The following is a 14,586-nucleotide window of genomic DNA, read 5'->3' on the forward strand; positions in this document are numbered from 1 at the left end:
CAAGTTGTGGGTCTCGGACTATCGGGAAGCGAAGACATGCCGGAGCTACGAAGGCGTACTCTGCTGTCCGCGATCGGCGTCACCGCCGCCGCGGGATCCGTCGCGACCAGCCAGGCGACGGTCGCACACGCGGCGGACGGCGGCCGTGAGGCACCGTACGAGAGCGAGGTGCGCTCCCTGCTCTCGCGTATGACTCTCGAAGAGAAGCTGGGGCAGCTTCAGCAGCTCCCCTGGGCGTACGACCTCAATCCGGGTTCGGGTTCGACGAAGGAGGTCGAGGACGCGGCGCGCTCGGGCCGGCTCGGCTCGGTGCTCAGCATCTTCGGCGCGAGGACCACAAATGCGCTGCAGAAGCTGGCCGTCGAGGAGTCCCGCCTGGGTATTCCGCTGCTGTTCGGCCTGGACGTGATCCACGGCTTCTGGACGAACTTCCCGATCCCGCTCGCGCAGGCCGCCGCCTTCGACCCGGACGTGGCCCGCTCGGACGCCGAGGTGTCGGCGAAGGAGGCCCGCTCCAACGGGGTGCACTGGACGTTCGCGCCGATGATGGACGTCACGCACGAGCCGCGCTGGGGCCGGATCGCCGAGGGCAACGGCGAGGACCCCTGTCTGACCTCGCGGCTCGCGGCGGCGAAGGTCGAGGGCTACCAGGGCTCGGGGTACCGCACGAAGGACCGGCTCGCCGCGTGCGCCAAGCACTTCGTCGCGTACGGCGGCGCCGAGGGCGGCCGGGACTACAACACGGTCGACGTGTCGGAGTCCCGGCTGCGCAATCTCTACCTCCCGCCGTTCAAGGCCGCGCTGGACGCGGGCGTGGCCACCGTCATGGCTTCGTTCAACACGATCTCCGGCGTCCCCGCGCACGGCAACGCGCACACTCTCACCGGCATCCTCAAGAAGGAGTGGGGTTTCGAGGGGATGGTGGTCAGCGACTGGACGGGGGTCCAGGAGCTGATCGCGCACGGTTTCGCCGAGGACGGCGCGGACGCGGCGCGCCTCGCGCTGAACGCGGGCGTCGACATGGAGATGACCAGCACCAACCTGCTCACCAACGGCAGGAAGCTGCTGCGCTCCGGGAAGATCACCGAGAAGCGGATCGACGACGCGGTGGCGCGCGTGCTGGGCCTCAAGTACGCGCTCGGGCTCTTCGACGATCCGTACGTGGACGAGTCCGCGGCGATCACGGAACCGTCGGCGAACGCGCGGAAGGCGGCGCGCGCGGCGGCCGCGCGCTCGATGGTGCTCCTGAAGAACGACGCCGGCGTGCTGCCCCTGAGCAGGTCGGTGGGCTCGCTCGCGGTGGTGGGCCCGTTCGCCGACTCGGCCGATCTGCTCGGTACGTGGGTGGTGCCGGCGTCGGCGGAGAAGTTCCCCGCGGTAAAGATCCTGGACGCGGTGAAGCGGGCCGCACCGGACGCGAAGGTGACGTACGCGCGCGGGGTCGACCCGGAGGGCGCGGACACCGGCGGGATCGACGAGGCGGTGGCCGCGGCGAAGGCGGCGGACGTGACGGTCGTGGTCGTGGGCGAGCCGACGGCGATGAGCGGCGAGGCGTCGGCGCGCAGCGACATCTCGCTGCCGGGTGCACAGGAGAAGCTCGTCACGGCGATCGCCGCGACCGGCAAACCGTTCGTGGTCGTCCTGGTCAACGGCCGCCCGCTGACGATCGGCGACTGGCTGGAGCGGGCGCCGGCCGTCCTGGAGGCGTGGCACCCGGGCACCGAGGCGGGCAACGCGGTGGCGGACGTGCTGTTCGGCGCGGTGAACCCGGGCGGGAAGCTGCCGGTGTCGTTCCCGCGGACGGTCGGCCAGATCCCGATCCACTACAACCACGAGTCGACGGGCCGCCCCTACGACGCGAACAACAAGTACACGTCGAAGTATCTGGACCTGCCGCCGACCCCGCAGTTCCCGTTCGGCTTCGGCCTGAGCTACACGACGTTCGACCTCGGGACGCCGAAGCTGAGCCGCGCGAACGTCCCGGCGGGCGCGCTGCGCAAGGGCGACACGGTCGAGGTGTCGGTGTCCGTGCGGAACACGGGCGACCACACCGGTGACGAGGTCGTGCAGCTGTATGTGCGGGACGTGGCGGCGAGCATCACGCAACCCGTGCGCAGGCTGCGGGGGTTCAAGCGGGTGACGCTCGACGCGGGGAGGTCGGCGACGGTGCGCTTCCCGCTGGGGGCGGAGGACCTCGGGTTCTGGACGAACGATCCGAACGGCGAGTTCCGTCTGGAGGAGGGGACCTTCAAGCTGTACGTCGGGACGAGTTCGACGGCCGACGCCGAGCTCACCCTGACGGTCACCTGACCGTCGCCCGCCCGTCGCCCGGCCCCAAGAGGAGCATCCGTATGTCTGCCGTCCGTGTCGAGCGCTCCGGTCCCGTCAGCACCGTGATCCTGTCCCGCCCCGCGGCCCGCAACGCGGTCGACGGCGCCACGGCGGCCCAACTGGCGGACGCGTTCCGGGCGTTCGAGGCGGACGACACGGCGCGGGTGGCGGTGCTGTGGGGCGAGGGCGGCACGTTCTGTTCGGGCGCGGATCTCAAGGCGGTCGGCACGGAGCGCGGCAACCGGGTGGCGGAGGACGGGGACGGGCCGATGGGCCCGACCCGGCTCCACCTGTCCAAGCCGGTGATCGCGGCGGTCAGCGGGCACGCGGTGGCGGGCGGTCTGGAGCTGGCGCTCTGGTGCGATCTGAGGGTCGCGGAGGAGGACGCCGTGTTCGGGGTGTTCTGCCGCCGCTGGGGGGTGCCGCTGATCGACGGCGGCACGGTGCGGCTGCCGCGCCTGATCGGCGAGAGCCGCGCCATGGACCTGATCCTGACCGGCCGCCCGGTCCCGGCCCCCGAGGCGCATGCGATGGGTCTCGCCAACCGTCTGGTCCCGCCGGGACGGGCGCGCGCCGAGGCCGAGGCACTGGCGGCGCGGCTCGCGGATCTCCCCCAGGCGTGTCTGCGCAGCGACCGGGCGTCGGTGCGGGAGCAGCACGGCGCGGACGAGGAGACCGCGATGCGCGCCGAACTCCGGTACGGAATCGGCGTGTTGAAGGAAGGCCTGGAGGGCGCCGGCCGGTTCGCCGCCGGGGCGGGCCGGCACGGGTCGTTCGGCGACGGTCGCTGACCCGCCCTTACCTCGGGGGTCATCGCGGCGCCCGGCGGCCGTGGCTACGTTCGAGAACAGCCGGACCGCCGGACAGCCGGACGCCGGACAGCCCGTCGACGAGGGAGCCCGCCATGCCCGCCTACGGATTCGCGCATCTGCGCGGCCGCCGCCACCACCCGGACGTCCTGGAGTACCTGGAGCGCATCCAGGCCACGCTGGATCCCTTCCACGGCCGCTTCGTCGTCCATGGTCCGCCCGCCGAGGTCATGGAGGGCGAGTGGCCCGGCAGCATGGTGCTGATCGAGTTCCCCGATCTGGCCACGGCCCGCGCCTGGTACGCGTCGCCCGCGTACCAGGAGATCCTGCCGCTGCGGGCCGATCACATCGACGGGGACCTGGTGCTCGTCGAGGGCGTGGGCGCGGACTACGACCCGCGCGAGCGGGCCGCGAAACTCCGCGCCGCGCACGGCGGTTCAGAGCGCCCCTGAACCGGCGGCCCCGAGATCCCGCAGCACGGCCGCGGCCGCCCGGCGGCCTTCCGCAGCGGCGGCGCGCGCCGTCCCGGTCAGCCGGACGAGGTTGCCGAGCGCGTACACGCCGGGACGGGAGCTGCGCCACGCTCCGTCGACCGCCGGGGCCCGTGTGTCCGGGTCGAGCAACAGGCCGCCCCTGCGCGCCAGTTCGTGCTCCGGGACGAAGTCGCCGGTGAGGACGAGCGTGTCGCAGGGCAGGACCGTCGCCCGCCCGTCCGCGTGCCGGACCCGGACGCCGGTGACGCGCGGGCGGCCGAGGATCTCGGTGAGGGTGGTGCGGGTGAGGACCGGGACGCGGTGCCGCAACCGGGCGTCGGCGTCGCGCGGGGTCGCGGCCCGTCCGGTGACGACGGCGGTGACGGTGACGCCCGCGCGGCGCAGGGTGGCCAGGGCGGCCTGCCCGAACGGTTCCCCGCCGACGACGACCGCGCGTGTCCCCACGTGCTGGCCGTGCAGGTGGACGGAGTGCTGGAGTTCACCGGTGGTGAGAATGCCGGTGGGCCGGGTGCCGGGGATCAGCCGGGCCGCCCGGGGGCGTTCGCGCGCGCCCGTCGCGAGCAGCACGGCGCGGGCCTCGATCCGCTCGTGGCCGTGGGCGCCGACCGTGTCGAGGGCGGGCGTCATGGCGTCGGCCCAGCCGAGCGCGGTGACGCCGGGGCGGACCTCGGCGCCCGCGTCCTCGGCGGCGCGCACCGCGCGGCTCGCGTACGCGGGCCCGTTCAGCGGCCGCAGTCGCGGGCCGAATCCGCCGTGCGGGCAGTACCGCGGGGTGCCGCCGGCGGCCTGCTCCCGTTCCAGGACCTCGACGGTCCCGGCCCCGGCGGCGGCGAGCCACGCGGCGGCGCCGAGCCCGGCCGGTCCGCCACCGACGACCAGTACATCGACCGTCCGTGTCATCCGCGCATCCCGCCCCCGCGCCCGAACAGTTCCCGGACCGCGGCCCCGCACGCCGCGCCCTGGCAGCGGCCGGCGCCCGCGCGGGTCCTGCGGCGCAGGCCGGCGAGCGAGGCCGGGGGGATCGTGGTGGTGAGGGCGGCACGGATCTCGGCACGGGTGACGCGCTCGCAGTGGCAGAGCAGCACACCGAACTCCGGGTCACGGGCGATCAGTTCGGGCCGCTGGTAGGGGCGGGGGAACGCCTCGCCCAGGTTCGGCATCGTCACGGGCGGCAGATCGCGCGGCGCGCCCAGCGCGCCGCAGCCGCTGTCGGCGAGCAGGTCGGCGACGTGCACGGCGATGCCCATCGACGCGGTGAGCCCCGTGGAGCGGATGCCGCCGACGGTGACGTAGTGCTGCCGGGGGCGGGCGGTGATGCGGTAGTCGTCCTGTCCGGTGGCGGCGCGCAGTCCCGCGTAGGCGGCGACGGGTTCCTCGTCGGTCAGCCGCGGCAGGATCCGCCGGCCCTGGGCGCGCAGCCGGTCGAGGGCGTCGGCCGTGGTGTGCGTGGCATCTTTCGCGTCGTCACCGTGCAGGTCCTCCGCCGTCGGGCCGAGCAGGACGTGCCCGTGGACCGTCGGGGTGACCAGGACGCCCTTGCCGAGCGCGGTGGGCACGGGCAGCAGGATGTGCTGGACGAGGTCGCGGGCGAAGGTGTCGTAGACGATGAGCTGGCCGCGCCGCGGGGTGACGGTGAAGGTGTCGTGGCCGAGCATCCGGTCGACGGTGTCGGCGTGCAGTCCGGCCGCGTTGACCAGCCACCGGGTGGTGAGCGTGCCGCGTCCGGTGACGGTGAGGCGGTGGGTCCCGGTGCCCGATCTGACGCGCCGCACCGGGGAGTTGAGGTGCAGGTCGACGCCTGCCCTGACGGCCTGTTCGGCGTACGCGAGCGTGGTCGTCCAGGGGCAGATGATGCTCTCCCCGGGGACGTCCAGCGCGCCGAGGGCGCCGGGGCCCAAGTGGGGTTCGCGGGCGCGGAGTTCGTCCGGCGGGAGCGGGCGGGTGGCGTGGTGGCCGTTGCGTGCGGCCTTGGCGGCGAGGCCGGGCAGCGCGGCCAGCTGGTCGGCGTCCCAGGCGATCAGCAGGGCGCCGAGAGGTTCGAGCGGGATGCCGGACTGCGCCGCGTAGTCGGCGAGCATCCTGCCGCCCTCGCGGACCAGCCGCGCCTCCAGGGAGCCGGGCACGGCGTCGAAGCCGGTGTGCAGGATCGCCGTGTTGGCCTTGGAGGTGCCCTCGCCGATGTCGTCCGCCGCGTCGAGCAGCGCGATCCGCGCGCCCGGCGCCCTGCGCACCAGTTCCCGGGCGAGTGCGCAGCCGACGACTCCCGCGCCGACGACCGCGATGTCGTACGTGAGCGTGGGCAGCGGCCCGGTGCGGGTGACCGTCACGACGCCCGGTCCACGGCGGCCCGGAACACGGCGAGCCGCTCGGCCGCCTGCGCCGCGCCGATGCGCGGTTCGTGCACGCGGGCCGGGGGCCGCTCCCCCACCGCGTCCCGGACGGACAGGGACGGGTCCAGGCCGATGCGGGCAGCGGCGGCGGCTCCGAGCGCCGTTGTGTCGGGCAACGCCGATACCTCGACGGGGAGTTGGAGCAGATCCGCCTGTGTCTGCATGAGGAGTGCGGAGCGGGTCAGGCCGCCGTCGACACGCAGCGGGGCGAGCGGTGCGCCGAGGTCGTCGGCCGCCGCTTCGGCGAGCGCGACGACCTGTGCGGCGATCCCTTCGCACAGGGCGCGCACGAGGTGGCCGGGTCCGGTCTCCAGGCCGAGTCCGCCGAGGGTGCCGCGGGCGTCGCCGCGCCACCAGGGCGCGGCGAGCCCGGACAGTGCGGGCACGAAGGTGACGCCGCCGCTGTCGGGCACGGCCGCGCCGACGGTGTCCAGGGCGTCCGGGCCCGCGATGACGCCGAGGTCGGTGAGCCAGCGGACGGCGGACGCGGCGGCGTACACCTGCCCGTCGAGGCAGTAGTCGGTGGGCTGTCCCGGCAGCCGCCGGGCCACGCACGACACGAGCCCCGAGGAGCCGCGGCGCGGCCGGTCGCCGGTGTGCGCGAGGAGGAACGCGCCGGTGCCGTAGGTGCACTTGGCGGCGCCCGCCGCGGTGACGCCGTGCGCGAGCAGCGACGCCTGCTGGTCGACGAGCAGCCCGGTCAGCGGGATCGGCGGCCCGCCGAAGGCCCGCACGAGCCCGAACCGCCCCGCCACGTCGACGACTTCGGGCATCCGCTCGTCGTCGAGGCCGTACAGCTCCAGGGCGCGCGGCGACCAGTCGGCGGTGTCGAGGTCGAGCAGCTGGGTACGGCTCGCGGTGGCCGCGTCGGTGACGAACGCGCCGGTGAGGCGGTGCACGAGCCAGGCGTCGCTGGTCGTCACGACGCCGTCGCGGGTCAGGTGGCGGCGGATCCATGCCATCTTCGGCGCGGCGAAGTACGGGTCGAGCGGCAGCCCGGTCGTGGCCTGCAACTCGGCCGCGTACGGGGCGAGTTCGGCGCACACGCTCTGCGCGCGGCGGTCCTGCCAGACGAGCGCGTCGGTGAGCGGGATGCCGGTGGCGGGGTCCCAGGCCAGGACGGTCTCGCCCTGGTTGGCGAGGCCGAGCGCGACGACCGGTTCGCCCGCCTCGGCCAGGGCGCGCCCGCCCGCGTCGAGCACGGAGCCGAGCAGTTCGCCGGGGTCGACCTCGACGCGGCCACCGGGCAGATACCGGGGCCGCACGGGGGCGGTCGCCGCGGCGAGCACGCCGCGCTCCGGGCAGACGACCAGCGCCTTGGTGCCGGAGGTGCCCTGGTCGACCGCGAGCACGGGCCCGCTCACCATGCCGCCGTCACCTCTCCCCCGGTCCGGTCCGCGATCTCCGCGGCCAGCCTGCGCCACCCGGCCGACCGGCGTCAAGAACGGCATCCCCGACAACAACACCCCGCCATTTCAGCCGAGTTCGAGCGTCGTCACCCCGAACACCCGCTCCGTCGCGTACTCCCGTACGGGCCCGGTGTACATCCGCGCCGTGTCGAACCCGGGGGTGAGCCCGCGGGCCTCGACGAGGGCGACGGCCTCCGGGTTGGTGAGCGGTACGTCGATGCACACCGGCCCGTCGGCGGGCGCGAGGGCGTCGAACAGGGCGCGGGCGTCGCCCGCCGTGTCCGCGAACAGCGGGCCGATGCGGGGCATGTCGTGGCCCGGCCGCAGCACGGCGTACCCGGTCAGGCGTCCGCCGGTGATCCGGGCCACGGCCGTGTGCCCGTCCGTGGTGAGCCAGGTCTCCAGGAAGCGGGGCCGGTCGGCCGGACAACAGGCGCGGTCGTAGGCGAGCACGGGTGCGAGGTCACCGCCGACCGGCACGACGGTGGCGTCGGGCCGCGGGTCCGCGCCGGTCGCCGTGCCGGTGTAGCGGGCGGTGCGGTGGGCCGGCCGGAAGCCCGACTTCCGGTAGTTGTCCTGCTGGGCGACGACTCCGTCGAGGCCGACGGTGCGTTCGCCCGCGTGCGCGAGGCCCGTCCGCCAGGTGGCGATGCCGAGTCCCCGGCCGCGCAGATCGGGGCGGACCAGATAGAAGCCGAGGAAGGCGTAGTCGGCGCCGTAGTTGACGACCGAGACCGCCGACACCGGTTCGCCGTCGATCCGGCCGAGGAAGAAGCCGTCGGGGTCCTGCGCGAAGAAGCCGGCCGTGTCCGCGCGGCCGGGATTCCAGCCCTCCCGGGCCGCCCAGTCGCACACCACCGACCAGTCGTCTGGTGTGGCGCGGGAGATGTCGAGACGCTGGGGGACGTCGCTCATGCCTGTTCCTCCGGTTCACCGTGCTCGGGTCGCCGGAGATCCTCGCATCTCCCGAGCGCGTCAAGGGAGTTGCCGAGGCGGCTGTGGCCGGGTGCGACGGCGGAGGCCGGAATCGTACGGGCGGGGTTGACGACCATGGCGAACATCACACATGGCGATACCCACGTCACCGAACGGAGCGAAAAGTAGTACCGATCCCCTAGGCTCGTTCACATGTCCTCCACCCCCGCTCCGCGCTCCGCACGATCGGCCGACGTGGTCAACGAACAGATTCGTGACCTGTGGGCGCGCACCGGTGGGCAGTTGACCGCCGAGGACCGCGCGGAGTACGAGGCGCTGGTGACGGAGTGGGCGGTAGCGGTGGGTGAAGGAGTCGTGCAGGAGGTCTGAGCCCGCGGGCTCCCTCCGGTCGCACCCCACCTCGCTCCGCCCCACCCCGCCGTCAGGACTGGGGACGGCTTCCGTGGTTCGCCGCGTGCTTGCGGCGGGCCTTCTTCTTGCGGCGACGCTTCGAGGACATGGGCGGCCTCCTCTTGGGATAGCGGTCATTAAGGGCATTCAGCCCATTTTTCCCCACCCTTCCACAGGGCCCACGCGCCCGCGATCCGGCCGGCCGGCACCCCCGGCACACCCTCAAAGGGAAAATTAAGGCAAGAGGCCCGTTTTCCAAGGATTCGCCCAGGTCGCAGCGGCAGCATTCCCCATCGCAGGAGCCATGGATCAGGAAGGCTGGGGTGTGGGCGACTCTCGGGATCGGACAACGGACGAGGCGGACCGGACGCGGCAGGCGCGATCGGACCGCTGGTCACGGAGGGGAGTGCTGACTGCCTTCGGCGTGGCCTCGCTGGCCACCGTGGCGGGCTGCGCGGGCACCGCCGGGGCGAGGACCGGCTCGGGCGGGGCCGGTGCGAGCGCAGCGGCGAGCAAGGCCGAGGTGACCGTGACCCCGGCGAGCGGCGCGACCGCCGCCGACTTCACCAGCCCCGTCACCGTACGGGTGTCCGGCGCCACCCTGGCGAGCGTGACGGTCACCGCCGGTGACGGCGGCGACGGGCTCAAGGGCGCCTTCAACGACGCCCGCACCACGTGGACGTCCAGCGGGAACCCCCTGTCGGACACGGACTACACCGTCACCGCCCGGGTCGAAGGGGCCGAATCGGCGCACACCTCCCGCTTCACGACCAAGAAGCCGGACGCGACCTTCGTCGGGTACTTCACCCCCGAGGACGGCTCCACGTCGGGCGTCGGCATGCCCGTCTCGATCAACTTCACGCACGCCGTCAGCGACCGGGCCGCCGTCCAGAAGGCGATCACCGTGACCGCCGATCCGGGCGTGGAGATCGCCGGGCACTGGTTCGGCGACACCCGCCTCGACTTCCGGCCCGCCTCGTACTGGGCCGCCGGCACGAAGATCACCCTGAAGCTGCGGCTGAAGGACGTCCAGGGCGCGGACGGGGTGTACGGCACCCAGGACAAGGACGTCACCTTCCACATCGGACGCGAGCAGATCAGCGTCGTCGACCTGAGCAAGAAGTCGATGACCGTCTCGCGGGACGGCAAGGAGATCGCCACGTACGACGTCACGGGCGGCGGCTCCGGGTACGAGACCTGGGCCGGGAAGATGGTGATCTCCGAGCGCTTCAAGGAGACCCGGATGGACTCGACGACCGTGGGGCTCGGCGACGAGTACGACATCGACGACGTGCCGCACGCGCAGCGGCTCACCACGTCCGGCACGTTCATCCACGGCAACTACTGGGCGGCCTCGTCGATCTTCGGCACCAGCAACACCAGTCACGGCTGTATCGGCCTGCGCGACGCCCAGGGCGCGGACGATCCTTCGACGCCGGGAGCGAAGTTCTACAAGAGCTCGATGGTCGGCGACGTGGTGGAGGTGCGCCGCTCCGGCGAGGACACCGTCGATCCGTCCAACGGCCTCAATGGCTGGAACCTGTCTTGGTCGGACTGGAAGGCGGGCAGCGCCGTCTGAGGCGCGCGGTGCCGAGGGGTGGCGCGGGGCGTGCCGCATGTTCTGCGCCAGATGTTCACAGCTTCTCCGGAAGCCGTTGACGGCGCGGGAAATGACCTGACAAGGTCACGGGGCCGTACCGCCACCCCCCGGTGACGGACCGAGGAGTTCCAGACCCGATGAACGTCAGCCCCGTACCCGCCCCCGACCCGTCCGGCCCCGCACCACGCCAGGACTGGCAGCACTTCGCGCGGGAGCACTGGGCCAGGGAACCGGTTGTGATCCCCGGGGTCTGCCCGCTCGGTCTCGGCCGGGACCGGGCGCACACGCTGCTGCGGGCCGCGGTCGCTGCGGCGGCGCCCGGCCGGGTGCGGCTCGCCACGACCGACGGCTGGCTGCGACATCCGGGGCCGCTGCTGCCGGGTCCCGGCGACCGGGACCCCGCCGCCTACGCCGACCGCCTCGCCGCGGACCCCGCCCTGGCCGGTGACGGCTGGCTGCTGACGGTCGCCGATCCGCTGAGCCACGACTTCCGGCTGTGGTCGCGGGTGCGGGACTGCCTCGCGGAGCTGTGGCGCCACGTCGGCCGGGCCCCGCTGCCGATCACCGCGGAGCTGACCGTCGGCGACCGGCACCACACCGTGGAGGAGACGGCCGCCCGTCCGGACTCCGCGGCGCTGACCTGGGTGCTGCACGGCGAGCTGACCGTACGGGTACGGCCCGAGCACACCGGCACCGAGTACGAGCTGCGGGCCCGGGCCGGCGACCTGGTCCACTGGCCGGCCGGAAGCAGCCATCTCGAACACCGGCCGGGGCCCTGCACCACGCTGCGGCTCAGCGTCCCCGCGCGGACCACTGCCGCGCTGCCGTTCGTGGCGGACGTCGTCGCGGACCTGATGCGGCGCAGCCCCGCGTACGTGAGCGAGCAGATCACCTACCGGCATCCCGTCCCGGCCGCCCCCGACGGGCGGCTCGATCCGCCGGGTCAACTCGCCGACGCCGCAGCCGTGTTCACGGACACGATGGCGGGCCCGGAGCCCGAGCGGGCGCTGCTGCTGCGCTGGGCGGGGCTGCGCTCGGCGGCCGGGCTCGACCCGGTGCCGCCCCGGCGCCCCGGCGTCCGGCTCACCCCGGGGCACCGATTAAGGCGCACCGCTGAGATCGTCCGCCTGCCCGGCGACGGATCCAGCGCGATCTGGGCGGCGAACGGACACGCCTGGCCGGTGCCGCGGGCCACCGCCGACCTGATCCTGCCCCGGCTGCGCACGGCGCCCGGGGAGCTCACCGTGGCGGACCTCGCGGACACGGCCGCGACAGGCGCCGACGATCCCGCCCTCCTCGACCTGCTCGGCGAGCTGTACCGTGCGCGCGCCCTGACCGCGACGGGCCCGGAGCGGCGGGCATGAGCGCCGGTGGCACGGCCCGGGCCGAAGAGTCCCGGCACCGCGGCGCCCCGCACATCGACATCGCGGAGACGCTCGACTGGCGGCGCTTCGCCGCCGAGCACTGGGACCGGCGCCCTGTGCTGATCCGCGGGTCCGGTGTCCCGCACGCGCCCTTCGACCTCAACGAGGTGTTCGAGACGGCGGTCGTCGCCGCCCACCGCGCCCACACCCCGGACCGGATCCGCTTCACCGCGGGGCAGCGCCGTCTCGTCGACCCCGGGGATCTGCTGCCGCGCCCCGAGGACGGCTCCTTCGACGCCTATGACCGGCGGCTGGCGGGCCAACTGACCGGAGAATCGTTCTCCCTGGAGGTCCGCGGGCTGCACTCCGTGCACCATCCGCTCTGGGCGCGCGAACGCGCGTTCCTCTCCGGTCTGTGGCGCCGGGTGGGCCAGCCGGGCCCGTGCGCGACCACGACGCTCTGCCACGGCGCGGGCGAGCCCACCGCGTCCCGCACCCACCAAGGCGCGACGTTCCTCTACCTGGTGGCGGGCCCGCGGCGGCTGTGGATCGGCCGCGACGGGCGCTGGTCGGTGGCCGACGCGACCCCCGGCGACCTGGTCTACTGGCCGGCCGGTCACCGGCACACGACGGAGCCGGGCCCCGAACCGGCGACGCAGGTCCGCATCGGCGTCCCGCGCGCCCCGGCCCGCCCCGGCAGCGGCCTCCGGACGATCCTCGCGCCGGGCCCCAACCCCCTCTCTCCGCAGGGCGGTTGGGGCGGCGACGGCATCCACGTACCGGACGGCGAACCGCCCGACGACCTGCCGGCCGGGCTGCCGCCGGTGTTCGCGGCGGCGCTCGACCACTTCCGGCAGGCGGCCCGGCCCGCGGCGGCGCACGGCTGGGTGGCGCGCGAGGCGCTGCGCCAGGCCACGAACGGCGGTCTGGGGCCCGTGCCGCCGCCGGCCCGGCCCGGCTATTTCACGGACGACGACGCGGTACGGGCGACCGAGCGTGTGCTGTGGTCCGCGGTCGGCGGGCGGCGGCTGGTCGCGGCGTGCGGGCACGTGCTGGAGACGGACCTGTCCGCGCCCGAACTCTCCGCCGTCCTCGGCCTGTTGAATTCCGGCGAGCCGGTACAGGTGGGTGAACTCACCCCACCCGCACGGTCGTTGATGTCCCGGCTCTCCGGCTTCCGGGCGGTCGAACGCCTGTGACGCCCGGCGTCCCCGCCTCCCTCAGTTCACCGGGATCGCCAGGTACTTGTACTCCAGGAACTCCTCGATGCCGACCCGCCCTCCCTCGCGGCCGAGCCCGGACTGTTTGACGCCGCCGAAGGGCGCGGCCGGGTTGGAGACCAGACCCGTGTTGAGCCCGACCATGCCGGTCTCCAGCCGTTCGCCGACGCGCAGCGCCCGGTCGAGGTCCCGGGTGAAGACGTACGAGACGAGGCCCCACTCGGTGTCGTTGGCGACGCGCACGACGTCGTCCTCGTCCTCGAAGGTGAAGAGCGCGGCGACCGGGCCGAAGATCTCCGTCGTGGCGAGGTCGGCCTCGCGCGGCACCTGGGCGAGCACGGTCGGCGGGTAGAAGTTCCCCTCCCCGGCCGCCGGTTCACCCCCGGTGAGCACCTTCGCCCCGCGCTCCACGGCGTCCCGCACGAGCCGGACGACCTTGTCGCGTCCGGCGCCGTCGATGAGCGGTCCGACGTCCGTGCCCGGTGCGGTGCCGTCGCCGACGGTCAGCGCCGCCATCCGGGCCGTGAGGCGGGTGGCGAACTCCTCGGCGACGGAGGCGTGCACATAGATCCGGTTGGCGGCGGTGCACGCCTCGCCCATGTTGCGCATCTTGGCGACCATGGCGCCGTTCACGGCCGCGTCGAGGTCGGCGTCCTCGAACACGATCAGCGGGGCGTTGCCGCCGAGTTCGAGCGAGGTGCGGACGACGGTGTCGGCGCACTGGGCGAGCAGGATGCGGCCGACCTGCGTGGACCCGGTGAAGGAGAGCTTGCGGATGCCGCCGCCGCGCAGCAGGGGCTCGACCACGCCCGCCGCGTCCGACGTGGTCAGCACGTTCAGGACGCCCGGCGGCAGGCCCGCCTCGGTGAGAATGCCGGTCAGCGCGAGCGTGGACAGCGGGGTCTGCGGCGCCGGTTTGAGGATCATGGTGCAGCCCGCCGCGACGGCCGGGCCGATCTTGCGGGTGCCCATGGCGAGCGGGAAGTTCCAGGGCGTGATCAGCAGACAGGGGCCGACGGGTTGGCGCAGCACCAGGTGGCGGTTGCGGCCGTCGGGGCTGAGCGCGTAGCCGCCGTCGACGCGGACCGCCTCCTCGGAGAACCAGCGGAAGAACTCCGCCGCGTAGGCGACCTCGCCACGGGCCTCCGCCAGCGGTTTGCCCATCTCCAGGGTCATCAGAAGGGCGAGTTCCTCGGTGCGGGCGAGGATGATCTCGTAGGCGCGGCGCAGGATCTCCGAGCGTTCCCTGGGCGCGGTGGCGGCCCAGGCGCGTTGCGCCTGCGACGCCGCGGCGAGGGCGAGGGCGCCGTCCTCGGGGCCCGCGTCGGCGACGTGGCAGAGGGTGGCGCCGGTGGCGGGGTTCTCCACGGGCATGGTGCGGTGCGCCGTCGCGGGTTGCCAGGCGCCGTTGACGTGGAGGTTCTTCTGTACGGCTGCGACGACTTCGGTGGTGGTCATGGTGGGCTCCGTCTTCGTCGGGGGGATGTTCGGGCAGGGGTGGGCGAGTGCGCGTCGTCGTGGGCTGCTCGCGCCGTTCCCCGCGCCCCTGGAGATGCGCGCAGCGCATGCCTTCAGGGGCGCGGGGCCGTAACCGTCCGCGGCTCCGCCGCGCGGCGCGACCAGCCCCCACCGGACCGCACCCG

General features: G+C 74.0%; 12 protein-coding genes. 7 read left to right on the top strand and 5 right to left on the bottom strand.

All coding sequences use genetic code 11. The annotated features are described in order from the left end of the window. The first annotated feature begins 36 nt into the window (after positions 1-36). The 3 genes from J3486_RS12865 (at position 37) to J3486_RS12875 (ending at position 3,592) form a co-directional block, all read left to right on the top strand. A complete protein-coding gene (locus tag J3486_RS12865; protein ID WP_207820403.1) occupies positions 37-2,310 on the top strand; it encodes a glycoside hydrolase family 3 N-terminal domain-containing protein in 2,274 nt (757 codons plus the stop codon). A gap of 41 nt (positions 2,311-2,351) precedes the next feature. Next, positions 2,352-3,122, top strand: coding sequence for a crotonase/enoyl-CoA hydratase family protein (locus tag J3486_RS12870; RefSeq protein WP_207820404.1), 771 nt, complete (start codon positions 2,352-2,354; stop codon positions 3,120-3,122). A 113-nt stretch (positions 3,123-3,235) separates the two neighbouring features. Beyond that, positions 3,236-3,592 (top strand): DUF1330 domain-containing protein, encoded by a 357-nt coding sequence (locus tag J3486_RS12875; protein ID WP_207820405.1) that lies wholly within the window; start codon positions 3,236-3,238, stop codon positions 3,590-3,592. Here J3486_RS12875 and J3486_RS12880 read toward each other — a convergent pair. The 4 genes from J3486_RS12880 to J3486_RS12895 all read right to left on the bottom strand — a co-directional run bounded on the left by J3486_RS12880 (position 3,578) and on the right by J3486_RS12895 (position 8,348). Then, entirely contained in the window at positions 3,578-4,534 is a 957-nt protein-coding gene (locus J3486_RS12880) for an FAD/NAD(P)-binding oxidoreductase (protein WP_207820406.1), read from the bottom strand. The genes J3486_RS12875 and J3486_RS12880 overlap by 15 nt on opposite strands. Further along, positions 4,531-5,961 carry an FAD-dependent oxidoreductase gene (locus J3486_RS12885; RefSeq protein WP_207820407.1) on the bottom strand — a complete coding sequence of 477 codons (1,431 nt, stop codon included), beginning with the start codon at positions 5,959-5,961 and terminating at the stop codon, positions 4,531-4,533. Before J3486_RS12885 ends, J3486_RS12880 begins: the two co-directional genes overlap by 4 nt. After that, positions 5,958-7,388, bottom strand: coding sequence for an FGGY family carbohydrate kinase (locus tag J3486_RS12890; RefSeq protein WP_207820776.1), 1,431 nt, complete (start codon positions 7,386-7,388; stop codon positions 5,958-5,960). The genes J3486_RS12885 and J3486_RS12890 overlap by 4 nt, the downstream gene beginning before the upstream one ends. 111 nt (positions 7,389-7,499) lie before the next feature. Beyond that, positions 7,500-8,348, bottom strand: coding sequence for a GNAT family N-acetyltransferase (locus J3486_RS12895; protein ID WP_207820408.1), 849 nt, complete (start codon positions 8,346-8,348; stop codon positions 7,500-7,502). A 213-nt stretch (positions 8,349-8,561) separates the two neighbouring features. Here J3486_RS12895 and J3486_RS12900 point away from each other — a divergent pair, with 213 nt between their 5' ends. The 4 genes from J3486_RS12900 (at position 8,562) to J3486_RS12915 (ending at position 12,922) form a co-directional block, all read left to right on the top strand. Beyond that, positions 8,562-8,738 carry a hypothetical protein gene (locus J3486_RS12900; protein WP_207820409.1) on the top strand — a complete coding sequence of 59 codons (177 nt, stop codon included), beginning with the start codon at positions 8,562-8,564 and terminating at the stop codon, positions 8,736-8,738. 427 nt (positions 8,739-9,165) lie between these two features. Then, complete coding sequence (locus J3486_RS12905) at positions 9,166-10,338, top strand: Ig-like domain-containing protein (RefSeq protein WP_307804790.1); 1,173 nt, start codon at positions 9,166-9,168, stop codon at positions 10,336-10,338. A 158-nt stretch (positions 10,339-10,496) separates the two neighbouring features. Next, positions 10,497-11,723, top strand: coding sequence for a hypothetical protein (locus J3486_RS12910; RefSeq protein ID WP_207820411.1), 1,227 nt, complete (start codon positions 10,497-10,499; stop codon positions 11,721-11,723). Beyond that, positions 11,720-12,922 (top strand): hypothetical protein, encoded by a 1,203-nt coding sequence (locus tag J3486_RS12915; protein ID WP_207820412.1) that lies wholly within the window; start codon positions 11,720-11,722, stop codon positions 12,920-12,922. Before J3486_RS12910 ends, J3486_RS12915 begins: the two co-directional genes overlap by 4 nt. Positions 12,923-12,943: 21 nt before the next feature. On the opposite strand, the gene J3486_RS12920 is transcribed toward J3486_RS12915, so the two are convergent. Beyond that, the gene (locus tag J3486_RS12920) at positions 12,944-14,401 is read right to left on the bottom strand and encodes an NAD-dependent succinate-semialdehyde dehydrogenase (RefSeq protein ID WP_207820413.1); all 1,458 of its coding nucleotides are present in this window, start codon (positions 14,399-14,401) and stop codon (positions 12,944-12,946) included. Between the last annotated feature and the right edge of the window lie 185 nt (positions 14,402-14,586).

This window comes from Streptomyces sp. VRA16 Mangrove soil, assembly GCF_017377775.1.
Lineage (GTDB): Bacteria > Actinomycetota > Actinomycetes > Streptomycetales > Streptomycetaceae > Streptomyces.